Here is a 25572-nt window from a genome sequence, read left to right on the forward strand (position 1 = left end):
CTGTCGTCCAGAGGCGTTCTTGCGAGCACCGCTGTTGAGGTTGCCAATAGGGGGCACCAATACGTGCCGCCCCATATAGCCGGCCGCATGGCAGGTCGCCTTGCAGGTGATCTGCAGCCACCTGCCCGGGCCAAGGCCCCCTGTAGCCACACGTCTGCGGAGAGCGCTTCTATGGCCAAGCAATACGCGCATATCCCCGAGCGCTGGGCGCGCTTCATAACGGAACAGAAGATCTTCTTCGTGGCCACCGCCACCTGCGACTCGCGCGTCAACGTCTCGCCCAAGGGCCTAGACAGCTTGCGCATCCTCGACCCCAATCGCGTTGCGTGGTTGAACCTCACGGGGAGCGGCAACGAGTCCGCGGCCCATGTCCAGAGTGACCCGCGCATGACGCTCATGTTCTGCGCCTTTGGCGGCGAGCCCGTTATCCTGCGGCTCTATGGGACCGCGCGCGCCGTCCACCAGGCCGATCCCGCCTGGCCGGTGCTTGCCGCGCTCTTTCCGCCGTTGCCCGGCGCCCGCCAGATCTTCGATGTCGCGATCGCTCTATGGGACCGCGCGCGCCGTCCACCAGGCCGATCCCGCCTGGCCGGTGCTTGCCGCGCTCTTTCCGCCGTTGCCCGGCGCCCGCCAGATCTTCGATGTCGCGATCGACCTCGTGCGGCTTCGGGGTGCCGTATTTCGGCTTCGCCGGCGACCGGCCGGACCTGCGCATCTGGACCGAGAAGAAGGGCGAGGAGGGTGTGCGGCGCTATTGGCGCGAGCGCAACGCCGTCAGCATCGATGGCATAGAGACCGGGATCCTTCGCCGGCGACCGGCCGGACCTGCGCATCTGGACCGAGAAGAAGGGCGAGGAGGGTGTGCGGCGCTATTGGCGCGAGCGCAACGCCGTCAGCATCGATGGCATAGAGACCGGGATCGCCGACAAGAACCGGTCCTGATAGCCCCCGCCCGCAAGCCGCCTGCATCCTGGGTGACAAGGATTGCAGGGTGGCATCAAGACCGCGACAGTCTCCGGCCCGTGGCGATCTGGGCGGAGTCAGGTGGTGGAAAAGGCCCAATGCCACGCCCGCAAGCCGCCTGCATCCTGGGTGACAAGGATTGCAGGGTGGCATCAAGACCGCGACAGTCTCCGGCCCGTGGCGATCTGGGCGGAGTCAGGTGGTGGAAAAGGCCCAATGCCATGAGGGAGTCCCCAGAGATGCGGGGCTTGCCATGGGAACGGCCCGTTTTAAAGAGCGACGCGCTACCAGAAAGCCGCATCCGTCGATGTACCGGCCAACGTCGAATTTCAGCGCTCGGGATCTTGCGCGCGCCATCCCGCGCCATCCCGCGGCATCTCGGGCGTAAGGAGGGGTGCTCGGTCCGGGCTTAGCTGAACGACAATTATATCTTGCCGTATAAAAAAGGCCCCACTCATCGGAGTGGGGCCAATCCAGGCTTCCTGAGAGAGAAGCCCGGGGAGGAGGACCCATCATGTGCGCGCGCGGTCAGAAGGCTGCCGTCGTGCTGAGATAAAAGCCCGTCTGGTTGCTGTTGACCGAGTGGCCCGGGATATTGACCATGTTACCCAGATCAAGGATGGCGGCCACGACAGAAAACTGTGGATTGGGCATGTAGGCGATGAATCCGTCATACCAGTCGCTTTGTTTCAGATTCACTCCGGGATCATGGAGCGCCGTCTGCAGATAGGATTGGGCGCCGAACAGGTTGTCGCCCGGGAAACTACGCCACTCAGCACCCACCACCACGTCCTTTCTCACAAAATAGCCGACACTTGCACCCCCTTGCGCCCCATAGTTGCGATAACCCGCGCCACCTTGACCGAGCAGGCCGAGATAATTGGAGCGTGTGATATAGATATCGGCGTCCAAGATGATGTGACTGCCAAGCAAAGGATAGATTCCAGTTCCGGCGACATAGAAATCCGCGCCGTTCGCATGGGCGCCGAGGGCTAGCGGGATGGGGGCCGATGTCATATGGTAATTCATGCCCACGGCGAGGGCGGGGATGACGCCGTTGCCCCCGTAGACCTGCAACTTACCACCGACGATGTCCTGATCGATGCTGTTCTCGTTCGCGACGTCAGCGGGTAGGATGGAGCCGGCTCCCGAGGTCAGGGTGCTCGTGAGGGACTGCGGAAGGCCCATGGACTGGTGGGCATAATAGACCTCCGCATACTTCGAAATCGAGAGATTGATACCAGCGCTGTAGACATCATAGTTGGGTGTGGTGCCGTATGTCCCGAATACCGCGGGCGTCACCGCCTTCTTGCTATTGCCATTCGCGATCAACGCCCATGGATTGAGCCCCCCGCCGCCCGCGCCTTCGATCATGATGGGCAGGGCCAGCGCCGCTGGCGACACCGCGATGGCGGCCGCCAGCAGTGTAATGCTGCTTATTATTTTCATGCGCAATCTTCTCCTATGGTTAACTTATAGACACATCATGCCTCCGGTTACGTCGAACGTTCTCCGTTAAATGATGGATCCGTACCCATCGTTGAGCGATGTGGTTATTCGTTCGATGGGTCATAGTTTTTGTCGCTTTTTGTGCCGCATGCCAAACGCCAACCACCACGACTCGGCCGACAACGGAACGTCCTATTAATGGCCGAGGTATCGTCGTTCTCCATTCTCGATCGTATTTGAGAACAGGAGCGGACAGTAGTGTAATTGACGCGGCGCAAAAATGCGCCATGGTATTTTCTTTTCAGTAACAGAAGAAATTTCTATGAAAATATATCCGAAAATTATTAATTTATGTCAAGTGGAATCGACAGCACCGCTGTGCGAGCCCCTGGAGCCTGAATAGCGCCACCTCGGGACCACGTCGTTGGCACGACCGGCCTTACCCTTACGCTTAGATGTGAACTACGAACCAGGGCCGTGGCGGCTCGTTCTTTTCGGTCGCGTTGGCCGTTTCAAATCCTGGAATCGGCTGCACTGTTTCCAGGTCTGGCGGATCGCTGTCAAAGTTGGCCGCAAAGCGGACGGCGTGGGACGATTTCGTGGCCGGGCGGGACTCCGGGCGCGGTGAGGCCCGGCAGGCGTCCGGATGAGGGATTGCCGAGGCGGATCGGCGCGGGCGCGGCGAACGGCGGGTGCCTTTGGCTCCGGATGCATCGATCGGGCGGATTGACCGAGCGGCTACGCCGGTTAGTCCTCGCGGCCGCGCGTTGTGTTTTTGGGCCTCTCGTGATCACTTGGGCCTTGTGGGCGGCTTCGATGAGCCAGGTAAGGCTTGGGTCCTCGGCCCTTTCAGTTCCACGACTCCTGGCGGGATGAGCGCGCGCCTTGATCTTCTGGGCCGGGCGCCCGGGATTCCCGCTTGATGTCGCTAATCGAGATTCGATACCGCGCGAGAGACAGAAGACCAAAGACCGCGACCGCGGCCGAATTCTTGCGTCGCGCGGCCCCGGCGTGGGGCCGGCCGCCAAGTGCTCTTAGAGACAGCGTCCGGGATGGCGGCACTATGGGCTCATATGCGCCGGTCCGTGAGGGCTTGCCATCGGTTTTCTGTCAGCGTGTGGGCTCGCGTCGGGCTGCGGGACGTCCCGGCCTCGTTTGCGCCGTCGATCTCGGCGCCGCTCATGATCTTCGTGCCGCCAGGGCTTGTGGCCATCCTCGGGACGAGCCGTGCGCGGTTCCGACGCCAAGGAGATTCCCGCAATGACGAGATGGGCCATGCGGCCCACGATGCGGCGTATCGTTGTTCTTGTGGGTGGTCTGCGGCCGCCCGCCCGGAGCTGCGCCCATTGCCGGGCGAATGGCGGGCATGGCCGCCCGCATGGGCGTGGGTCGCGACACGATCCCAGTCGGCCCACTCGACACCGATTGTCGCGAGCGCGGTCTGGTCGGATCACTCCGAGGGGCGGCGGGTCGCGGGAACAACGGAGGTACCATTCGCGCCGGGCCGACCGCTCTTTCCCTTGTTGTCGTTGGGGGCCGTGTGATGACGGCCCTACCCCTTGTGCTCATCCGCGGAACGTCGGCCTCTTTAATAGCGCGCCGGTTTGTGGGCGAGGACCGCCGCGCCGTCGATCGCGTGCGGGGGATGGCGGGGATGACAAAAGATACGCGTCCCCGGAGGCCCGTCCAAGGGATCGCGGATGCTGGCGAATCGTGCGGCATTCCGGTCTGTTGCCCCCAGCTGCCGCGGTACCGGCCCGCGATGACCGGTCGTGCGCGACGGGTCCCGGGCCATCGACCCGTCGATCTTTTTTATGGGTACTGTGGCAAAAATCTTCTTGGCCTTTTGCGATTTCGCATATTATTATATGCGCGAATCATGTATAGGGGCCCGCCGCATCGGGGCTCCTGTCCGTTCGCCCAGGGGAACACGCGGGAGGCGTCACAATGCTGGCTAGGCGGTACGATACGATTGCACACAGGATAGGGCATCTCGCCCGGTCCCTAGTTCCTCTCTCGCTGCTGTTTCTCTCCGGTTGTTCCGCCCACGGCCTTTCCCGACAATTCCTGATCTTCCGACCGGCGGGGCCCTTGTCGGCGGCCGATCTGCGATTCACGATCCTCGATGTCGCGGTCATGCTCGGGATCATCGTCCCCACGGCGATCATCACCACCTATTTTCTGCTGCGCTATCGCAAGACCAACACCAACGCCGCCTACGACCCTCGCTGGTCTCATTCGAATCTCATAGAATTGGTAGTGTGGGCGATCCCGTTGCTCACCGTGGCGATGCTCGGCTACGAGTCGTATAAGGGGACCTATGCGGTCAATCCCTATGATCCCCGCATGATCAAGACCAAGACGGCATCGGCCGCCGGCCCCGGGCACAAACCCCTGAACGTCGATGTCATCACCACCGACTGGCAATGGCTGTTCGTCTATCCGAAGCAGCATATCGCCACCGCCAATGAACTCGTGATCCCGCGCGGGACGCCGGTGGTGTTCCACATGACGTCGGCCACCGTCGTGAATGACTTCTTCATACCCAACTTGGCGGGCATGATCGACATCATGCCGGGCATGCGCACAAAGCAGGTGCTGGTGGCCGACAAGATCGGTCAATACAAGGGCTATTCCGCGAACTTCAGCGGCGCCGGCTTCTCGTGGATGGGGTTCAAGACGCATGTGGTGAGTGCCGCGCGCTTTACGCACTGGACGCAGTCGATCCAGAAGTCCCCGCGGCACATGGACTATGCGCAGTTCAACAAATTCGCCAGACCCACGACGAATATCGATGGCAAGACCTACGCGTTTTCGCATGTCCATGCGCGCCTCTTCGATCAGGTGATCAAGGGGGTGCTTGACGGCAAGGTCTATACCACGCGTATGCCGCCGCCCGGGGCCGCATAGATCTCAGGGTTTGTGCGTCAGGCGGACCCGGCTGTGGTGCGTCGCTCAGTGTTTCTCGCTTAAGAGGAGTGTCCGATTATGGTGAACGTGCAAGGACCCTGGAGCCCGCTCTTAGGGCGTCTATCGCTCGGGGCGATCCCGGAGAACCCCATTATCGCCGGGGCTTTCGTGTTCGCGGCCGTGCTCGGGGCGGTCATCCTCGGCTACCTCACCTTCGGGCACAAGTGGGGCTATCTGTGGCGTGAGTGGCTGACAACGGTCGATCACAAGAAGATCGGGGTCATGTACATCATCATCGGGCTCGTGATGCTGTTTCGCGGCTTCATCGACGCCCTCATGATGCGCACCCAGCAGGTTCTGGCCTGCGGGCCGCACTCACCGGGCTTCCTCGGGGCCGCGCACGGCTATCTCGTGCCCTACCATTTCGACCAGATCTACAGCGCGCATGGGACCATCATGATCCTGTTCGCCGCGACCCCGATCCTGGTCGGTCTCATGAATGTCATCGTGCCTTTGCAGATCGGGGCGCGCGACATGGCGTTCCCGTATCTCAACGCCCTTGGGTTGTGGCTGACCGCGGTGGGTGCGGCGCTCATCATGCTGTCGCTGTTTGTCGGGGACTTCTCGCATGCCGGGTGGGTCGGGCTCACGCCCTTGACCGAGATTGCCTACAGCCCCGGCGTCGGCGTGGACTACTGGATGTGGGCGATCCAGATATCGAGTGTCGGCACGACCCTGGGCGCGGCCAATCTCATCGCGACCATCATCAAGATGCGCGCCCCGGGCATGACCTGGTCGCGGCTACCGATCTTCACCTGGACTGCGCTTAGCACCAACATCATTGCGCTCACCTCGTTCCCGGTCCTCGGTGTGGCGCTGGGCCTGCTCGGCGCCGACCGCTATTTCGGGACGCACTTCTTTACCGCCGGGTTTGGCGGTAATCTCATGCTGTATTCGGATCTGTTCTGGATCTGGGGTCACCCGGAGGTGTATTTCGTGATCCTGCCGGCGTTCGGCATGATGTCGGAGATCATCCCGACGTTTGCCGAGAAGCCGCTCTTTGGCTACGCGACCATGGTGGCGGCGAGTTTTGCCATCGCCGGGGTGTCGTGGTCGGTGTGGCTGCATCACTTCTTCACCATGGGCGCGGGGCCGCAGGTCAATACCTTCTTCAGCATCGCCACCATGGTGGTGGGAATCCCGACGGGTGTGAAGGTCTTTAACTGGGCGTTCACGGTCTATCGTGGGCGCAGTCGCTTCGATACCCCCATGCTGTGGGCGGTGGGCGCGCTCTTCATGCTGCTCCTCGGAGGTCTCACCGGCATGATGCTGGCGATGCCGCCCGTCAACTACAGCGTCCATAACAGTGTGTTCGTGGTGGCGCATTTCCACACCATGCTGATGGTGGTGATCTACGGCATCATGGGCGCTGTGACCTTCTGGTTCCCGAAGGTCTTTGGCTTCAAATTGAATGAGGCCCTGGGCAAGCGCTTCTTCTGGTTCTTCACCGCCGGGACCATCATGGTGTTCATCCCCATGTATACCTCGGGCTTCATGGGCATGACCCGGCGCCTCGATTATCTCTCCAATCCGGCGCTGCTGCCCTTTGAGATCGCCGAAGAGATCGGCATCGGGTTCTATGTCGTGTCGATCTATTACTTCGTGCGCCAGCTTTATGTGAGCATACGCGATCGCGCCAGCGAGCGCGTGGGTGCCGATGCCTGGGGGAGTGCGCGCACGCTCGAGTGGCTGACGCCTTCGCCGGTACCGTTCTACAACTATGCCGTGACGCCGCGCGTGCATGCGCGCGATGAGCTCGTGTGGCGCCGCGAGCAGGGGCTTGCGGGGGCGACGGTCGCCCACTATGAGGACATCCCCATGCCCAAGAACACCCCGGTCCCGCTCATCATCGGGGCGTTCGCCCTGGGCCTTGGTTTCGGGCTCGTATGGCGGATATGGTGGCTCACCGACATGTCGCTGCTGGCCATCATTCTGACTGTGATCGCGCGCTCCTTTGTGCGCGATACGGACTATGTGGTGAAGGCCGACTTGGTGCAGGAGACGGAGCGGCGGCTTCGGCGCAACGCACCCGAGGCGTCACGCGAGGCGCACGGCGGGATCGATATGTTCCGTCCGCGGGAGTCGAATCCCTGAGTCTGGGGCGGCGAGCGGGCGATCATGGTTTGGTAGCGAGGACGAGGACAGGCGATGGCGACGGCAAGCGGTGGTATGGATTCGGCGGCTGATGGTCTCTGGGAGGCCCATTATCACCATGATGTGATGGCCACGCGTACGCTCGGTTTCTGGTTGTACATGCTGAGCGATGCGATGATCTTCGCGGGTCTGTTCGCGGCCTACGGGGTGTTGAGCCATGGCTACAACGCCGCCGGGGGGCCGACCCTCCACACCCTGGTGGACCCCTTGTCGGCCTACGGCGAGACCCTCGCGGTGTTCACAAGCGTGCTCGCCTATGGCGGTGCGATGGACCCTCCACACCCTGGTGGACCCCTTGTCGGCCTACGGCGAGACCCTCGCGGTGTTCACAAGCGTGCTCGCCTATGGCGGTGCGATGGTGGCGTTGAAGCACAACAATCGCACCGGGGTGCTTTTCGGTCTGGGCGCGGCGTTTATCCTGGGCGCGGTGTTTCTGGGGCTCGAGGTCCAGGATTTCGCGCAGCTCTTCCATGCCGGCATCTACCCGCAAGACAGCGGCTATCTGTCGGCGTTTTTCGCGCTGGTCATGACCCATGGCCTGCACATGGCCTTCGGGCTTTTGTGGATGGCGGTGCTGTTCGTGCAGGTGGCCACCCAGGGCTTCACCGACAAGACCGTCTACCGGCTCTTGAACCTGAAGCTCTTCTGGCACTTCCAGGCCGTCATCTGGGTCCTGGTGTTCACCTTTGTCGATCTGCGAGGAATGCTGTAATGGCCCACGATGCCCATGATCCCTTGAAGCATCCCGAGGTCCAGCTGGCAAGCGGCCGGGCCTATGGGGCGGCGTTTCTGATCGCCATCATCCTCATGACCGTGGCGCTGTACATCGCCCGGCACCAGGCGGTCGCGCCCCACACCATGCTTGTGCTGTCGGGCCTGGCGGGGCTCGTGGTGGCGGTGCAATTGGTGCTGTTGCTGCAACTCAACCTGTCGTCGACCCAGCGCTGGACGACCGTGTCATTCGTGCTGGCCTTTCCGTTGTTTGTGATCGCCGTAGGACTCAGTATGTGGATGTTCCATTCCCTGGATGCGCGCACCATGCTCATGGGGCTCATGCACTAGACGTCAGGGGCGTACTCAAGGGTGTCCGGTCGGGCGCGCCGCAAGGCGGCGGGGTGTTGGTTTAATATCCCTCTTGCGGTATTGTCCGCGTGCAGCCCCGGTGGGCCGACGAGGAGGATATGGAACATAAAAATTCCGAGCACCATGTGGTGCAGGGTGAGGTCACGACCGCGGTCCGCGTGGCCAATGTATTCATCGCGGGGCTCATTTTCGTGGCCATCGCCGCCGGGATATGGCGTGGCACCACATCCGTAGCCATGGGCCGCGAGGCCTGGGTGCAGGCGCTCATGCTCACCCAGGTGCTGTTTGCCATCGCCATCATCTTGTTGGGCAGTCTCGTCGAGGGGTTCGGGTTCGGGCTGTCCTTGGGGACCCGCTGGCCGTATACGCGCAACATCCTGACGCTCCTGGTGCGCGGGGATCCGGAGGCGGCCCATAGGGTGGTAGCGACGACCCTGGGCCTGATCGGGGTGGCGCTCATGGTCCTGCATCCCGACGCCGCAACCATCACAGGACTTGCGCTGATCGTGGCCACCGCGCTTTTTGGCATGGGCACCTTGCATGTCCTGGCGGGTCGGGCACCGGCGTTCGTGCATGGCACGCATGGGCTTTTGGCCTATAGCGTGCTCCTATCCTATCTCGTGGGTCTGCGTTACCCGGACATCCATTTCCTGCGGTATCTCGATGCCAACATCGCCCTGCACGCAGTATTTCTGGCGATCTTCCTGGGTGGCATGACCACCGGCCAGCGCGGCTTCGGGCAACCGATCGAGCCGTTTGTCGCGCCCAAGCGTGCCTCGCAGTGGACGGTTGCGGTGCACATTTTTGCGGCGTTGCTGGTCGTGGGCACCCTCGGATGGATGATGCCCGCCTATCCCGTGGCGTTTTATCTCGCGATCGCGCAGTTCGCGGTCGGGTTCCTGCTGTTCCACGGTGTGAACCTGCGCCCCAAGGCCCCGGGTGCGGTGGTGGTGTTCCATCAGGCCATGGTGCTCGCCATCACCTTGGCGATCGTATTGAACTGGCAGGTGTAGGAGGCCCTCGCGGCGGACGCGGGCGGCCGGCAGGAGGAGTCATGACAGCAAAGGCAGTGAAGGGACCGGTGGCCCCGGCCACGGGTGGCAGTGTCGCGATGGCCGTGGTCCGCGACCTCTTGGTGCTCGCCAAGGCGCGCGTGGTCTCGTTGCTGGTGTTCACAGGCGCGGTCGGGGCGGTGTTGGCCCCAGGCTTTTCGCGGCATCTCCTGGGTGCAGGCGCGGGCCTCCTGGGCATCGCGCTGGCCGGCGGTGCGGGCGGGGTCATCAATCAGCTGATCGAGCCATCGCTGGATCAGCACATGCGCCGTACCCGTCGGCGGCCGCTCGCTGTCGGTCGGATCTCGCGACCTCACGCCATGATGTTCGCCGCCGCACTGTTCGCGACATCAGTGCTTGTGCTGTTGTTGGCGACCAATCTCTGGACGCTTGCCTTCACGCTCATCGGCACCCTCGGTTACGGGGTGATCTATACGGTCTACCTGAAGCCCAATACCCCCTGGAATATCGTATGGGGCGGTATCGGCGGCGCACTGCCACCGATCATAGGCTGGACGGCCGCCGGCGGCGCGCCCGACGCGCTGCTGCCCTGGAGTCTGGTGGCGCTGGTGTCGGTGTGGACCCCGGCGCATTTCTGGCCGCTTGCGATCTGCTGCCGTGAGGACTACGCGAAGGCCTGCATCCCGATGCTGCCGGTGACGCATGGTGTCGACCGCACGCGCCGCGAGATCGTGAAATACGCCATCGCCACCCTCATCGTGAGCCTGATCCCGGTCATCGCCAACCAGAACATCCTGTACGCGGTGGCGGCCGCCGGTCTCGGGTTCTATTACCTCGGCATGACCCTGAAACTGCGACGCATGCCCGTGGATGACGGGATGGATCGCTATGCGCGGCGTGTGTTTCAGGTCTCGATCAGTTACCTCTTCGCCCTGTTCACCTTGCTCGTCATCGGTCATTACATGGGCCCGAGCGGCGTCGTGCGCGAGGCTGGCACGGCGGTGGGCGCCCTCGGCCATCACATCCTAGGCTAGCCTACAAAGGGAGCCCCCCGGCCCTGCCGGGGAGGCCGGTAAAGTTTGACAAATAGGGGAGTCCATCGACGAAACGCCCATTCGTGAGCCGCCACGCGAACGAAGAGGACATGTCCCGATGGACGCGTATCCAGACTCAAGCCGCTCGCAGGGGGATGCCCCTATCCTGGGGTGGCTATTCCGAAAGGTCGCCAGGGTCGCCGAAAACGCGGCATGCCCAATGGCGGCCACATTGAGGCGAGGTCGTCCGTCCTCGGGCGGACCGCACGCAGTCCCGGATCGAGGACGGCCCCCTGATGTCGGATCAGGGGGCCATGATGATAGCGATTCCACCCCAGTACGCCGTCTCACGGGGGGTCGGGACCATCCAGGGCCCGAGCGCCATTCATCGGGCACGCGCGTACGGGGACCGGAAACGCCCCTTCGGGGGAGGGCACTTCGGGGCCCGAGGGTCCTTTGTCTCTGCGGTCGGGCGCGATCGGGCCCCCATCCGGGAGTCCATCAGAAACCAAGAGCCAGAAGATCAGCGCCTGGACCCAATGAACCTATGGCATTGACGGGCCATCGTGCGGTGGCCTTAAAAGAACCGGGGCCGCGTGCGCGACCCCCTCTAGCCGCTTTGAGGCTCACACATGAAAGCCCCAGGCCCTGTCGGGGATATTTACATCAGTCGCGCCCGACCCCCGGGCGCTGCCGCGGGGTCGGGCGCGCCGGTCACGGACGCACCTGGAAGTGCGGATTTACGCTCTTCACCGGCAGGGCGTTGATCCAGTCCCACGAATTGCCGAGATATATCGTGCCGCCGACGATGGTCGGGCTCACGATCCCGAAACGCCCTCCGATATGGCGGTGGCCAAGGACCTGCCCGGTCTTGGGATTCAGGGCGTAGACATCGGGACCCGTCGAGATATAGAGAACGCCCTGGTAGTAGGTCGGCGCACCGCGTCCGGCGCCTGCGGGGCCTGCGTTCGGTACATGCCAGGTCCATGCCACGTGACCGGTGCGCGCGTTGATCGCCTCATAGTCGGAGGTGATCGGCGAGCCGACGTAGACCATACCATGGATGATCATGGGCACGCCGCCCTTGAAGGCCGGGACCTTGTGGCCGCGCCCCATATTGTGGGTCCACAGGACCTTTCCGGTGCGGGCGTTATAGGCGCGCACGATGGTGGTAAGCGTCGGGTGGCCGTCTACCAGGCGTGGATCGGCCACCGCATCCATGACGACGATACCATGACGGACCGCCGGTGAGACATCGCCCATGCCGGTATTGGCGGCCCCCGGGATGCTCGCCTTCCACAGTACCCGGCCGGTACGGGCATCCAGGGCGTAGAGGTCGGGGATTACGGACATGGACACGAACACGCGGTGGTGCCAGGCGGCCGGGCTCGACATATTGGCGATCCCGCCGACGTGGGTCACCCAGCGTTTATGACCGGTGCGCGCGCTGATCGCATAGATATTGCCATCCCCGGTACTGATATAGAGCGACCCATAGGCATAGGCCGGTGTGGGCATGGCGTCGCCGGCGGTGGGGAAATACCACAGCAGCTTGCCGTTGTGGGCGTTCAGACAGTAGACGCCATTGTAATCGATGTCCTTGCCACGCCCGGCGGCGTGAGGGTCGCGGGCATAGAGGGTGACGTTCGCGAAATTGAACGACACGCTGCCCGCCGACAGGTAGACGCGGTTGGCATTCACGAGCGGATTGCCCATGAGGTTGTTGCCGACCGGGCTTGCCCGCCAGATCAGGCGTCCGGTGCGGGCATTGACCGCATAGGCGAAGGTGTCATCGCTCTCCGCGTAGACCACGCCCCCGACCACCGACACCCCCAGGGCGTTGCCGTAGAACTGGGTCTGTACCGGCAAGGCCTCCTTCACGCCATAGATGCGTGCCCCAAACGGCCGTTTGTCGGTGAGGGGCCAGGCGCGCGCCTCAGGGAAATTCCAGGACACGCCCTTGCGGATCCACGCCGGTGCGTGCGCGGATACGGCGAACGCGGCGTTATGATTCGGGCCGCCATAGGCGTGGGTCCAGCGCTTGGGCCCCACGCGATCGGCAGGGGCCGGCACATTGCGCGGGAAATAGACGGTCGCGAACGGTCCGAAGGGGTCCAGGGGGTTGTTGCCGGGGTCGTGCGGGACGCTCAAGGGCGCGGCCCAGGCGGCGGATGCAACCGCGAGCCCGAGCATGCTGGTGGCGAGTCGAAAACGGCGTATCGGCATAGGCTTGCTCCTCTAAAATCGGCAACGTCAGTACGCTTTGCGTGGTCCTTCTTCTGTCAGAGGACTGATGCCAGGGGCGGATTATTCCCCAGAGTCGGGCGCATCCATGATGGCCCACTTGGGATCGCCGCACTTCTGTCCGGGGGCCGATAGGGATCGGGGATTATTAGCCCGGTGTCGCGCGCCATGCGCCTCGTCCCTTCGCGCCAATCAAAGATTTGACCAGTGGAATCCCGGACGGCCCAATGGGCCCAGGTGTTGCCGCGCACCCCACCCGAGCGGCGGTCGGCCACGCCCCACACCTTGCGCACGTCGCCAACAGACATAGCGCTCCACCCGTCAAAAGCCGCACCCAATACCTCAGCTGCCGGCCCACGATGATCGATGACCATATGTTCCCATAACATCGGCGCTCACACGACATCCGGCCGGGGTCAGTATGGGAAAGCGAAAGTCGTAACGGCAGATCGGTCAGCCACGCGGCCCGTTTGAGCCTTCAGCGATCGGCAGATTGATCGCCACAGGTGAAATGTCGTTCTGCAGGGGTTGCCTGAGCGGCACTTTCTCCCCATCTTACCAATCATGCGAAGATTGCGATCTGCTCATGTTTCAGCGCGTCTATCCGGGCAAAACAGCCGGATCTTTTCGTCGGCCTTCTGCTTGGCGTTCTCGGACATCAATGAGAGCAGTTCTTCGAGCTGTTCAATGGTGCCGATGTTCTTGAAGACCTAGGCTTTGTTCACGACGACCACGAATTTCTTCTTCCGGGTGTTGTCCCGCGTGCCCGCGGCCCGTACGGCGCTCCATGCCCTGATTGTAGGGATCGGGCGCAAGCCGCTAAAGGGGGTGGTGGACATGGGCATCAACGAGTTTTTGGGTACTCCGACGGCGGATGGCTTTAAGTTCTGGAATTCCCATGCCCAGAAGCGGTCCCGCACGCTTGGCGCCTTATAAAAGGTTGAAGAGCGGCGGACGGGATGACTCGGGGCGGATTAGCCGCGTCCCCCGATGGCGCGGCCATAAGGCTATCCCACGACAACAAGACGTGGTTTTTCTGGTATGGACAGGACCTTGGCTCGCGGCCGAAGCGGGGGCCTTGGTGCGATCGCGAGCCAGTCGATACCGAAGACTGATCGTGCGTCCTTATCCTCATCGATGCGGCGGCGCCAAATCCTCAGGGAGTCAGGCGCACAGGTCTTGTCTCTCCGGCTTCATGCGACGGAGGGGCCCAGTAAGGGGGGACCCCCGCTACGCGCCAGGGAGAGCGCAGCGAGGGCGCGTAGTCCGCGGGAGGCGTAGGTCCGGGCGGGTGGCCGTAGGCCACCTGCAAGGACATCGATACGCCGTCCAGTTATTGTGGGCGAGCCTCTTGTGCGCCGGAAAAGCGCACGGCTCGCCCGCAGGACGGCCGCGGCATCTCGCAGCGGAGCGGAGAGATAATGAGCTGCGCCGAGATCGGCAGGACGGCCGCGGCATCTCGCAGCGGAGCGGAGAGATAATGAGCTGCGCCGAGATCGAGGGCGCGAGGGCGACTTGGACGTCCCGTCGCGCATACCGAGAGCCGGCGCACGCTTGAACAATGATCGGCCCGCTGGCACGCAGCTCAGCAGCTCAATTGTTGCGGGTATGCGCGGTCAGGGGTTGCCGATGTGGGTCGATTTGGGACGCGTCCGGGCTTTGGCGGGCGCGTGTCATTTCAAAGTATCGTCGCCATGGTCGCAACGAGGGGGTGATAGCGAATCACCGGGTCGGCGGGCCGGAGGCCCGCTACTGACATTCCCATGGTGTGCATTCGCGGCTTCGATGGGAGAGGCGCGGCTCAGAAGGGCAGCCGTCCCTCGCGCCCACGGGATGGCGTCGGTCGATTGTGGGCCCGTCCAGGGCTGCCGGGGGATTGAGGGGGTCCGGGCGTATGCGGACAATAAGCACCTTTCATGTGAAAGGGAGGTCGCTATGCGTATAGGTTTCGTGGGGCTCGGGGCCATGGGCCGGGGTCTGGCTGGGCGGCTTGCCAAGGCCGGACATGAGGTGCGCGCCTGGAACCGGACGCCGCCACCTCCGGACCTTCCGGGGGCGGGGGTGACGGTCGTGCCGGCGCTGTCCGATCTCGCCGCAAGCGAGGTGGTGGTGTCCATGCTCGCGCACGATGGCGCGGTACGCGAGGTGTTTCTCGAAGGGGGTCTGCTGGAGACGCTGCCCGCGGGCGCGGTGCACGTCAACATGGCGACTGTTTCCGTCGCGCTCGCGCGCGAGCTTGCCGACCGTCACGTGGCACGCGGGCTCGCCTATGTGGCGGCCCCGGTGTTGGGGCGCCCGGATGCGGCCGCCGAGGGCCGGCTGCACCTGCTGGTGGCGGGCCCGGATGCGGCGATCGCGCGTCTTGAGGGTCTGTGGGCGGTCCTTGGCCAACGCGTGTGGCGGTTCGGTGATCGGCCGGAAAGCGCCAATGGCGCGAAGATCGCCAGCAATCTTGCGCTGGCCTGCGCGATCGAGGCCATGGGTGAGGCCGCGGCGCTCGCCGAGGCCCATGGCGTTGCCGCCGGCCCCTATCTCGAGATGCTGACTGCGACCTTGTTTGCGTCACCGGCCTTCAAGTTGTACGGGACGCTGATCGCCGAGGATCGGTTCGAGCCCGCGGGTTTCCGTCTGGCGCACGGGCTGAAGGACGTGAACCTCGCGCTCGCCGCGGGCGCCGAGGCCTCCCTGCCGTTGGCCTTCGCGAGCATCATGCGTGACCAGTTCCTGGACTGCCTCGCCCATGGCGAGGGCGATCGGGACTGGTCGGCGGTGGTGAATGCCGGTCGGCGCCGCGCCGGGCGAGTCTGACGGGTAGGCGCCATGGCGCGCATGGCCGGATGCGCGTCGCGATCAGGGATCCGTGAGGGATTTCTGGAGGTGGTCGGGGAGCTCGATGATGTCGCCGAGCTCCATGACCTGGTTGGCCGGCAGGCGGAAGAAGTCGATGGCGGTGGCCGAGGCCTTGAGCATGACCGCGAACAGGCGCTGGCGCCACAAGGCGAGCGAGCCTCCGGCCTTGGGCAGGATGTGTTGGCGCGAGACGAAGTAGGTAGTGTCGGCGGGATTCCAGGTGAATGGAAGCGCGACGCCCGCCAACAGCGCGGGGATGTCCGGGTGTTCCATGAAACCATAGCGAGCGGTGAGACCGTAAAGCCCTTTACCATAGTCGCGGACCGCCGCGCGTTCGGCACGTGGGATGCGTGGCGTGGACTCGAACTGGATGGTCAGGATCACGACCCGCTCGTGCAGGACCTTGTTGTGCTTGAGGTTGTGCAGCAGGGTATGGGGGGTACCGCCTGCGCGTACAGTCAGGAATACCGCCGTTCCGGGCACCCGGTTGACGCTGCTGGCGGTGATCATGCCCAGGAATTCTGGTATCGACAGAGACTCGGGCGAGAGCGCCTGCGTCAAGAGTTTGCGGCCGCGCCGCCAGGTCGACATCAGGGTGAAGACCGCAAGCCCGATGGTGACCGGTACCCAGCCGCCGGCGATGAATTTTACGACGTTGGCACTGAAAAAGACCCCGTCTATGAGCACGAAGAATCCCGAGAACAGACCGGCCTTCCATAGCGGCCAGCGCCAGCTCTGGCGGGCCACGAAAAACACCAGGATGGTGGTAAAGAGCATGGTCCCGGTGACCGCCGTGCCGTAGGCGAAGCTCAGGGCATCGGATGACCGGAACGCGAGAATGATGAGGATGACGGCGATCATCAACGCCCAGTTCAGGCCCGGCAGATAGATCTGACCGCGTTCGCTTGCCGAGGTATGGCGGATGGTGAGCCGTGGCAGATAGCCGAGCATGGAGGCCTGGCGGGTCGCGGAGTAGGCGCCGGTGATGATCGATTGCGAGGCAATGACCGTGGCGATCCCGGAGACCAGCACCATGGGGATCGTGGCCCATCCCGGAAACATCTTGAAAAACGGGTTCTGTGCGGCCGTCGGATGCAGGATGAGCAGCGCCCCTTGCCCGAGATAGTTGAAGGCGAGCGCCGGAAGCACCACGAAGTACCACGCGAGCCGGATCGGGCGCGCCCCAAAATGGCCGAGGTCGGCGTACAGCGCCTCGGCGCCGGTGACCGCGAGCACCACCGCTCCCAGGATGGTAAAGCCCCCGGCGCCGTGTGTCATCAGGATATGCAGGCCAAGCCACGGATCGAATGCGCGGATCACGGACGGGGCCTGCGCCAGCCATGCCACCCCGGAGATGAGCAGGATCACAAACCAAGCGAGCATGGCCGGGCCGAAGAACCGGCTTATGGCCGCGGTGCCGCGCCTTTGTATCCAGAAAAGCCCGACGATGATGCCCACCGATAGCGGCACCACCAGTGGAGTGAGGCGTGCCGACGCGACCTCCATGCCCTGCAGCGCTGAGAGCACCGAGATCGCCGGGGTGACCGCCCCGTCCCCGTAGAACAGCGAGGCCCCGAGGAGACCGAGGGCAAAGATGGCCCAGCGCGTGCGCGATCCCTCGGGTTGCCCGCGCGCGGCCAGTGCGGTGATGACCATGACCCCGCCCTCGCCGTGCTCGTCGGCGCGCATGACGAACCAGGCGTACTTGACGGCCACCACCAGGATCAGGGTCCACAGGATGAGCGAGATGATGGCGAGCAGGTGCGCGGGGGTGGCGGGCATCGACAGTGCCGCCAGGCATGCGCTCAGGGTATAGAGCGGGCTCGTGCCGATGTCCCCGAACACCACGCCCAGGGCCGCCAGGGCCATCCACGGGACTCCTGGTTTAGCGTCTTCTGTCATGCGTTCCCCTACATCTGATGGCAGGCCCGCCGGGCGGGGCGTAGCCGGGCATGATAGCGAGTCGCGCCTTTGTATCAAAGCCCGGGCCCACATCGCCAGCAATTCTCAATGTGAACTGGCTCCGCCTCGAATGGGGGCGTCCGCTTAAGAATTTACGGGGCTTGCAGGAGCCTTTGTCGGGCATCGGGCACCAGCGGGTAGACCAGGACGCGCTTGGGGCTTGCCCCATGGCGTTCGTGATGGCGATCCTCACGGCCGCGGCCCGTGGTGAGACCGACGTCGATCCAGTGGGCCGCGCGGTAGCAGTGGCCCGTAAAGCGTGTGGGATCAACAAAGGTCTCAGCCAAAAGGGGGCGGACGCCGTAGGCGGTTTGCCAATCGAATGGTTTCCATGGCGACCCTCAACTGCTGTCGGGCGCGTCGATGTCGAGACCCCGCAGCATGAAGTCGAGCAAGGCCTCGAAACTGTCGAAACACATAAAAGTTGTGAGCGCCCGAATGCTGTCGAAAAAGCTTTTGCGGGTGGGGAGGGTCGCGCGCAACACGCGGTATTTTTGGTTGGTTATTTCCTGGAAAGTGTGCAGCAGGAAGGCCAGCAGGTTGAAGGTGCACAGCAGCGAGGAGAGATACTTCTTGCCGTGCCCAAAATTGTGTTCAAGATGGTACCCCTTGGTCTTCAGAACATTGTTGTTGCCATTCTCGATCCTCCAGCGCGCGCGGCCCGCTTCAGCGACTTTCGCGACATGAGCTTTATCGAGTGCATGCTGGGTGATCCAGGCGTTCTGGTATGTCTGCTTGCCCGCGGCGTCTTGGGTGGTCAACTCCAGCCAATTGACCGCTAGGGCATCGTCGCCCTCGCGCAAGGGAACGTGGTTGACGAAACGATAGGTGTCAGTCCAGGCTTTCTTGCCCTTGCGGCGCAGGACCTGGTGAGTCTGTATAGCCCCCTGGGCGGTGAGATCTTTGATCGATTCGGTGAGCGTGACGTGGGAGCTCGGCTTGCACACGAAAAGGAAATGGAGTCCCAGGCCCAAGACGGTTTCGCACATCGGCTGGCGGCTATACAAGTCGTCGCCCAGAATCGTCGCGTTGAGCGCTTTGATGCGGGCACCATGGGCGGTAAGCCACCGCTTGGCTGCCGCCGTTTCACAATCCTGCTTGTCGTGACCGTCCTGGGGGGTCACGAATTCCGGCGCCAGCGCGATGACCTGGTTGCGTTCGGGAGACACCACGACCGGTGTAACCACCGTGTGCTGATAGCTGACCTCGCCCTTCCTGTGTTCGATCTTCGTGCACTGCCGGCAATGGACGGTATGAGAATGGTGATAGCTTGTCCCGTCTAGGGCGATCAGCAGCTGGCCGGCACCGTTCTGGGATGAGGAGAGAGAAACGCGAAAAGGGTCAATATGGCCGCCCGCGTTCAGTGCCTCGAATGTCTGTTCGAATAGGGGGTGACATGACTGGGCGCCACCGGGTCCAGCAGGTTGCGGATGCAGTTGTCAGTCGGGATCAGGTTCATGCCAAAGAGCGTGTGCGCGTTGCTCTGGCCTTTGGTCTGTTTCATCGTCCTCTGATAGGCTAGAAACGAAGGGCTTTGCATAGTGAACACGGCAAAGGCCGCCAAGGCCGCGTCTTCCATGGCGTAGACGCAGTTCTTTCCCGTCCGCTTGTCCGGGAACCGCTGCATCAACTCCCTGAGGGAGGCCACTAATCCCTTAAAATCAAGGGGGCTCCCAACTAACGGAAAAGCCAAGCTCTGCTCGCTGAATATTATGACCCAGCGCTTTATACCGTGAACCGTAACTTTTGTCCAGCCCCCAGACATACCGGTTCATGGCCGTGACCCGGTATTGATAATCATTCCTACATTTAGAACTGCTGCCACATCGCGAGGCGGATCGGGGCCGCGCGTGGCGCGCAATCGGGCTTGCGTGGGGGCTGTTTGTCGGGTGCCGGCTCCCGAAAGACCCTGTCGGCCTCGGCGGCGGCCTGTAACCATACGCGGGAACGGTCAGATCGGGGCCGCGCGTGGCGCGCAATCGGGCTTGCGTGGGGGCTGTTTGTCGGGTGCCGGCTCCCGAAAGACCCTGTCGGCCTCGGCGGCGGCCTGTAACCATACGCGGGAACGGTCAGACACGACGGTGAGGCAAGGAGGGGGCTTGGCGGATCAGCGGTTGATGCAGCCAAACGAGGGCGCGACGCGCATGCCGTTTGCCTCGCCCTGGCGCTTCTGGCTGCTCTTGATGGCCGCGAGCCTCGTCACCGGCGTGATTGTCGGGTGGCTCATGATGATCATGCATGGCGCCCAGCACCTGAGCTATGCCTATGAGCACGGCGCGTTCCAGAAGGCGGTCGACCGAGCCCCTGCGTGGCGGCGGGTGGCGGCGCTCGCCGTAGCCGGGGTACTCGCGGCGGTGGTCGTGTATGTCTTGAAGCAGGATGTGCCCGGGCATGGTGGGGAGCTTACCGAGACCATCTGGTTTCGGTCCGGCCAGATGAGCTTCTGGAAGACCCTCGGACAGTCGGTACTGTCGGTCACCGTGGTCGGCATGGGCGCATCGCTCGGGCGCGAGGGCGCCCCCAAGCAGATGGGCGCGGCCACCGCCGCCGTGGGGGCACGGTTTTTTCGGGTCGTGCCCGCCGAGGGCCGCCTGCTTGCGGCGTGCTGCGCGGGTGCGGCCATGGGCGCGGTCTATAACGTTCCGTTGGGCGGGGCGTTCTTTTCTCTCGAGGTGCTTTTGGGGTCGCTTACGCTGCCGCTCATGCTGCCTGCCCTGACGTCGGCGTTCGTGGCCACCTGGGCCTCATGGATGATCCTGCCCGACCGCCCGACCTACACCGTGGCCTCGCACGGCACGCACACCGCCCTCATCATCTGGGCGCTTGTGTGTGGTCCGCTTTTTGGCCTCGGTTCCGTGGTTTTCATACGCCTGGTCCTATGGGCGGATCGCCTGAAGCCCAAGCGTGGCGTGCTCATGATCATGCCGTTTATCGTATTTACGCTTCTCGGGCTTGCGGCGATGCGCTACCCGCAGTTGCTCGGAAACGGCAAGGATGTGACAGAGGAGGCCTTCGAGGGGGCGCTCGCCTTGCCCTTGCTTGCGGCGCTGGTGGTCTTGAAGCCGCTTGCGACCGCCGCGTGTCTCGCGTCCGGGGCGCCCGGCGGGCTTTTTACCCCGAGCCTTACCTTTGGCGCGATCATGGGCGGGCTTGCCGGCCGGCTGTGGGCGTTTGCCTGGCCTGGGACTTCGGTCGAGTCCTGTGCCCTGGTCGGGGCCGTGACCGCCATCGCCGTGACCATGCAGGCCCCGCTTTCGGCCTTCATCTTGTTTGCCGAGCTCACTCATCATGTGATCAGCCTCATGATCCCGATGATCGCGTCGGTGACCGTGGCGATGCTCACGGCCAGACGCCTGGAGCCCCGCTCCGTCTACTCAGGGAAGATTTACGCCGGGCGTTCGGGGGCGCATACGGCGCGCTTGCGGCCCATGCCCGCGCTCGCCCCGTGGTTCACAGACAAGGTCTGTATCATCAGTGCCGCCGCCGACTACACACAGGTCCTGGCGCGAACCCTGGCGACCCGGGATGGCGCGGGCTATGTGTACGTGGTAAACGAGAAGGGTGCGCTTCTCGGTCGCATCGGGCGCGAGCGGGCCCTCCACCCCGGGCGTCTGCCGCCGATCGTGTCCACGGCGGCGGCCTATGATCTCACGGAGGCTGTGACAGTGCTCACCGAGGACGCCGGGCCAGATGAGGTCGAGGGGCGCCTGCGCGGTGAGCCTGGTGGCGAATGGCCGGTGGTGGAGCGCGGCACCGGCCGCTTACTGGGGGTCGTGCGCGCCGATCCCTGATAAGGGGCGCGGGGCCCGGCCGAGACGACGCTCGATCTCCAGGACCCGGCGCGTGACCGCCAGTACCGCGTCCGAATTCAGGCTCATCGAATCGATCCCGATCTCGACCAGGAATTCGGCGATTTCTGGGTAATCGGAGGGGGCCTGGCCGCACAGCCCCGAGTAGCGCTGATTGCGGTGGCAGCCCTCGACGGCGAGCCGGATCATGGCCTTCACGCCCGGGTCACGCTCGTCATAGGAGGAGGCGACGATCGCCGAGCCGCGGTCGACGCCAAGGGTGAGCTGGGTGAGGTCGTTGGTGCCGATGGAGAACCCGTCGAAGTCGTGCGCGAAGGCATCGATCGAAAGCACGTTGTTTGGGATCTCGCACATGAGGTAGATAGCGAGGTCATGTTCCCCACGCTTTAGGCCGAGCTCGGCGAGTCGGGCGACGATCGCCCGCCCTTCCTCCACCCGCCGGCAGAACGGTACCATGATGCGCACATTCGTAAGCCCCATATCCGCGCGCACCCGGCGCACGGCCGCGCACTCGAGCGCGAAGCCGTCGGCATAGGCCGGGTGCAGGTAGCGCGCCGCCCCCCGAAAACCCAGCATCGGATTGTCTTCCACCGGCTCGAAGGCGCGCCCGCCGATGAGCGCGGCGTACTCGTTGCTCTTGAAGTCCGAGAGCCGCACGACGACCGGCTTTGGATAGAAGGCCGCGGCGATGGTGGCGATGCCCTCGGACAGGCGCTCGATGAAGAAGTGTGAGGGGCTCTGGTAGCCGCACGTACGGCGCGCGAGCTCGCGCGCGACCTCGGGGTCTTCGATGCGTTCGGGGTGCGCGATCGCCATAGGGTGGATACCGATCGACTCGTTGATGATGAATTCCATGCGCGCGAGCCCGACCCCGTCGTTGGGTATGCGGCTCGTATCGAAGGCCACCGCCGGGTTGCCGATATTGATCAAGATGCGGGTGGCCGGACGCGGCAGCGTGCTCAAATCCGTACGCACGACCTCGAAGGGGACCGTGCCCTCATAGATGCGGCCCACTTCGCCCTCGGCACACGACACCGTGACCGCGCTGCCGGTCGCGAAGGCCTCGAAGCCGGTATCGACGCCGACCACGGCCGGCACGCCGAGCTCGCGTGCCACGATCGCGGCATGACAGGTACGCCCGCCGTGACGCGTAACGATGGCGGCGGCGCGCGCCATTACCGGCTCCCAGTCAGGGGTGGTGTCCTCGGCCACCAGCACCTCGCCATCACGAAAATCGGCGAGGTGGCCTATGTCGGCGATGACGCGTATCTGGCCTGAACCTACGCGCGCGCCGATTGCGCGGCCGCTCGCCAGGACCTTGCCGCCGCCCCGCAGGCGATATTCCTCGAGCACCTTACCCGAGGCACGCGAGATCACGGTCTCGGGGCGCGCCTGTACGAGGTACAGGGCTCCATTCTCACCGTCCAGGGCCCATTCCATGTCCATGGGCCGCGGCTGTCCGGCCCGGCGACTATAGTGGCGCTCGACCTTGATGGCCATGTCGGCGAGCGTCAGGACGTCTTCGTCGTTCAGGCAAAAGCGTGCACGGTCCTCATCGGGTACCGGCACGGTGCGCGTCGCAGTCTCGGTCCCGTCGCCGGCATAGACCATCTTGACGGTCTTCGCGCCCAGCGACCGGCGCAGCACGGCGCGCCGGCCGGCCTCGAAGGTCGGCTTGAAGACATAGAACTCATCGGGCACGACAGACCCTTGCACCACGGTCTCGCCAAGGCCATAGGAGCCGGTTATGAACACCACATCGCGAAAGCCGGACTCGGTGTCGAGCGAGAACATGACGCCCGAGGCCGCCTTATCGGAGCGCACCATCTTCATGACCCCGACCGACAGGGCCACGTCGGCAAGCCCCAGCCCCTGCTTTAGACGATAGTGCACGGCGCGATCGTTGAAGAGACTGGCAAAGCAGCGCCGGCAGGCATCGAGCAGTGCCTGCTCGCCGCGGATCGCGAGGTAGCTGTCATGCTGGCCGGCGAAGCTTGCCGTGGGAAGGTCCTCGGCGGTGGCCGACGAGCGTACCGCGAGCGACACACCGTCTCCGTACTCGTCTTTCAATACCCCATAGGCTTCGAGGATGGCGCTACGCAGATCGGGGGCCAGCGGGGTTTGGACGAGCAGCTGGCGCGCGGCCGCGGCGCGATGGGTGAGATCGCCGACGTCCCGGAGGTCGAGGCCATCGAACAGGGCGCGCACGGCGTGCGCGCCGCCGGCGGCCGCGAGATGCCGGCGATAGGCCTCGGTGGTCACGGCAAAGCCATTAGGGACACGCACGCCTTCGGAGGCAAGGTGCTGGTAGAGTTCGCCGAGCGAGGCGTTCTTGCCGCCCACCAGGGCGATATCCCGGGCGTCGATAGTGGCAAAGAAGCGGATCGCGTCGCTGCCGGTCATGGCCGAATATCCTCGTGGTGGCCGAGGCCTTTCCCTAATGCTAGCCGATTTGTCGCGTGCCTGCCGTGCCGGACGCCGGAGGCGCGGCACAATATATTCCTATCGCGCGTCGACGCCACGCCTGAGTGGGTATCCGGGATAGGAAGCGGTGTGGATGCCGCCGGGGCAGGGTAGCGGGAGAGGCCGTCGCGTCCATTGTCGCGGGTCATTGACAGTATCGCCCAAAAGGCTTATAGCCAAGCCGGATGCAGTATGTTTCCCCTCGAGGAGAATGGAGGCGACCATGCGTATCGAGCGAACCGATCCCATCACCGGACACACCCTGACAGATCTGGAAGGACACCCGTTTGTCATGGAAGGGGCCGGGCCCAATGCCCTGAAGATCTACTTCGATGACGAGGCGAGCAAGAAGGCCTATCTCGACATCATGACCGAACATCCCGGCTCGGACTTCACGGTCAATCTTGATAACCCGAGCCCCATGGGTGGTGAGGCGGACCGCAAGCATTAAGGGGTCGGGCTCTGATCGTCGGCCGAAGGGCCATCCGGCCCGCAGGCGCGCGGTCCGTAGCGCATGCGGCGGGGCTTGATATCGGTATCGTGGTGCCACGCACCCTCATGGGCCTGCCGAGGCCGCCGGGCGCGGGCCCTCAGGCCAGGGGCGCGCCGGCCACCGGCCTATGAAAGCGCGTACCACCGCATCGCGGGCAGGGCGGGATGCGCCCCGCCGTGGAGAAGCGCAGGCGTTCGTTGCAGTGGTCACAGACGAGCGTACCGAGCCCCACCGTTTCCCCGGTATGGTATTCGCTGGCGTCCGCCTGCAGGCGTATCTCATGAAGCGTCAGGAGCGTCTGGTCGGCGGCCTCGGAAAAGGCCTCCCAGAAGCCCTGCTCGATGCGCGCGACATCAAAGCCCAGCCAGTCCCGCAGATCGCGGCCGGTCTCATGCCGGTAGCGCGCGGCGTCCGTGAGATCGCGGCGCACCGAGCGCTCGAGCTCGGCCACCTCAGTGTGACCCTCCCCGGCAGACGGGGCATGAGTGCTGCCCCCGCCCAACAGATGATAGAGGCTGCTGCCGCCCTCGCGCGCCTTGCGCAGGGCCTTTTCGAGCAATTCCCGATAGGCCTCGCCCATGGTCTCGAGCTCATTATCGGATGGGGAACCGGTTTTCATAAATGTCTCCGATTGGGATCGGCGCAACGCGTGCGCGACGTTCCATTGTGTCTTTAACGATTCTGGTCTGGCGATCGGAAGAACGCAAGACGGGTACGGTGCTGGCCGGAGATCATCTTTGCGGGTTGCGGAGGCCAGCGCCCGCACGCCGCGGATCGCCGTCTGCAATCACAGACGCGCATACAGGCAAAGGCGCGGACACGCCGATCGGCGGCCGCCGCCACGGATACGGTGTCGGTTCCCGCCTGTGGAGGCGCGCGCCTGCCCCGGCGTAGCGTAGCGTTGGGCTGCGGACACTCGATATGCTACAATCGATCCGCCAAGAATTAGGGAAAAAGGCCCCGTATTCCGCCGCGTATTCCGGTTCAATCAGGAATACACCGTCTCAACGCGGCGCGCCTTGCCGAGGCCGCATCCAGTCGTCGATCGTCGCATCATGCCATGCCCCGGGATCCGGCAACGCTGT

At 64.0% G+C, this 25572-nt stretch carries 16 protein-coding genes and 3 pseudogenes; 12 read left to right on the top strand and 7 right to left on the bottom strand.

Annotation, left to right across the window (positions count from 1 at the left end; translation table 11 throughout):
- Nucleotides 1-171: 171 nt before the first annotated feature.
- Nucleotides 172-812, top strand: a pseudogene (locus C4901_RS17950) (pyridoxamine 5'-phosphate oxidase family protein); the annotation flags it as partial.
- Nucleotides 813-1491: 679 nt separating this feature from the next.
- Here the strand turns inward: C4901_RS17950 and C4901_RS06125 are convergent.
- Nucleotides 1492-2412, bottom strand: coding sequence for a DUF3034 family protein (locus tag C4901_RS06125; RefSeq protein WP_110136573.1), 921 nt, complete (start codon nt 2410-2412; stop codon nt 1492-1494).
- Nucleotides 2413-4503: 2091 nt separating this feature from the next.
- On the opposite strand from C4901_RS06125, the gene C4901_RS06140 reads away from it, so the two are divergent.
- From C4901_RS06140 to C4901_RS06170, 7 genes and pseudogenes are all read left to right on the top strand, one after another.
- Nucleotides 4504-5322, top strand: a complete 819-nt coding sequence (locus tag C4901_RS06140; RefSeq protein WP_168185572.1) for a ubiquinol oxidase subunit II — start codon at nt 4504-4506, stop codon at nt 5320-5322.
- Between the two features lie 75 nt (nt 5323-5397).
- Entirely contained in the window at nt 5398-7476 is a 2079-nt protein-coding gene (locus C4901_RS06145; RefSeq protein WP_110136577.1) for a cbb3-type cytochrome c oxidase subunit I, read from the top strand.
- A 316-nt stretch (nt 7477-7792) separates the two neighbouring features.
- A complete protein-coding gene (locus C4901_RS06150) occupies nt 7793-8248 on the top strand; it encodes a cytochrome c oxidase subunit 3 (RefSeq protein ID WP_168185573.1) in 456 nt (151 codons plus the stop codon).
- Complete coding sequence (locus C4901_RS06155; protein ID WP_110136579.1) at nt 8248-8598, top strand: cytochrome O ubiquinol oxidase; 351 nt, start codon at nt 8248-8250, stop codon at nt 8596-8598. The genes C4901_RS06150 and C4901_RS06155 overlap by 1 nt, the downstream gene beginning before the upstream one ends.
- A gap of 119 nt (nt 8599-8717) precedes the next feature.
- On the top strand, nt 8718-9632 hold the full coding sequence (locus C4901_RS06160; RefSeq protein WP_205736231.1) for a hypothetical protein: 915 nt from the start codon (nt 8718-8720) through the stop codon (nt 9630-9632).
- A gap of 41 nt (nt 9633-9673) precedes the next feature.
- A complete protein-coding gene (locus C4901_RS06165; protein ID WP_110136580.1) occupies nt 9674-10666 on the top strand; it encodes a heme o synthase in 993 nt (330 codons plus the stop codon).
- A 171-nt stretch (nt 10667-10837) separates the two neighbouring features.
- Nucleotides 10838-11223: pseudogene (locus tag C4901_RS06170) on the top strand (transposase).
- Nucleotides 11224-11380: 157 nt separating this feature from the next.
- Here the strand turns inward: C4901_RS06170 and C4901_RS06175 are convergent.
- Nucleotides 11381-12892: a PQQ-binding-like beta-propeller repeat protein gene (locus C4901_RS06175; protein ID WP_110136581.1), complete on the bottom strand. Its 1512-nt coding sequence runs from the start codon at nt 12890-12892 to the stop codon at nt 11381-11383.
- A gap of 735 nt (nt 12893-13627) precedes the next feature.
- Here C4901_RS06175 and C4901_RS06180 point away from each other — a divergent pair.
- Both C4901_RS06180 and C4901_RS06185 read left to right on the top strand, forming a co-directional pair.
- Nucleotides 13628-13846: a hypothetical protein gene (locus tag C4901_RS06180; RefSeq protein WP_110136582.1), complete on the top strand. Its 219-nt coding sequence runs from the start codon at nt 13628-13630 to the stop codon at nt 13844-13846.
- A 999-nt stretch (nt 13847-14845) separates the two neighbouring features.
- Nucleotides 14846-15718, top strand: a complete 873-nt coding sequence (locus C4901_RS06185) for an NAD(P)-dependent oxidoreductase (RefSeq protein ID WP_110136583.1) — start codon at nt 14846-14848, stop codon at nt 15716-15718.
- A gap of 42 nt (nt 15719-15760) precedes the next feature.
- On the opposite strand, the gene C4901_RS06190 is transcribed toward C4901_RS06185, so the two are convergent.
- The 3 genes and pseudogenes from C4901_RS06190 to C4901_RS06200 form a co-directional block, all read right to left on the bottom strand.
- On the bottom strand, nt 15761-17662 hold the full coding sequence (locus tag C4901_RS06190) for a potassium transporter Kup (RefSeq protein ID WP_110136584.1): 1902 nt from the start codon (nt 17660-17662) through the stop codon (nt 15761-15763).
- A gap of 152 nt (nt 17663-17814) precedes the next feature.
- Nucleotides 17815-18009 carry a Druantia anti-phage system protein DruA gene (locus C4901_RS06195; protein ID WP_110135574.1) on the bottom strand — a complete coding sequence of 65 codons (195 nt, stop codon included), beginning with the start codon at nt 18007-18009 and terminating at the stop codon, nt 17815-17817.
- A gap of 54 nt (nt 18010-18063) precedes the next feature.
- Nucleotides 18064-19415 (bottom strand): annotated as a pseudogene (locus tag C4901_RS06200) (ISNCY family transposase).
- A gap of 406 nt (nt 19416-19821) precedes the next feature.
- On the opposite strand from C4901_RS06200, the gene C4901_RS06205 reads away from it, so the two are divergent.
- A complete protein-coding gene (locus tag C4901_RS06205; protein ID WP_110136585.1) occupies nt 19822-21513 on the top strand; it encodes a chloride channel protein in 1692 nt (563 codons plus the stop codon).
- On the opposite strand, the gene ppsA is transcribed toward C4901_RS06205, so the two are convergent.
- Nucleotides 21484-23934 (bottom strand): phosphoenolpyruvate synthase, encoded by a 2451-nt coding sequence (gene ppsA, locus C4901_RS06210; protein WP_110136586.1) that lies wholly within the window; start codon nt 23932-23934, stop codon nt 21484-21486. The genes C4901_RS06205 and ppsA overlap by 30 nt on opposite strands.
- A 283-nt stretch (nt 23935-24217) precedes the next feature.
- On the opposite strand from ppsA, the gene C4901_RS06215 reads away from it, so the two are divergent.
- On the top strand, nt 24218-24445 hold the full coding sequence (locus C4901_RS06215) for a hypothetical protein (RefSeq protein WP_145960633.1): 228 nt from the start codon (nt 24218-24220) through the stop codon (nt 24443-24445).
- A 139-nt stretch (nt 24446-24584) separates the two neighbouring features.
- Here the strand turns inward: C4901_RS06215 and C4901_RS06220 are convergent, their stop codons facing one another.
- Nucleotides 24585-25106 (bottom strand): zinc ribbon-containing protein, encoded by a 522-nt coding sequence (locus C4901_RS06220; RefSeq protein ID WP_110136588.1) that lies wholly within the window; start codon nt 25104-25106, stop codon nt 24585-24587.
- Nucleotides 25107-25572: the final 466 nt, after the last annotated feature.

Source organism: Acidiferrobacter sp. SPIII_3, from assembly GCF_003184265.1.
Taxonomy (GTDB): domain Bacteria; phylum Pseudomonadota; class Gammaproteobacteria; order Acidiferrobacterales; family Acidiferrobacteraceae; genus Acidiferrobacter.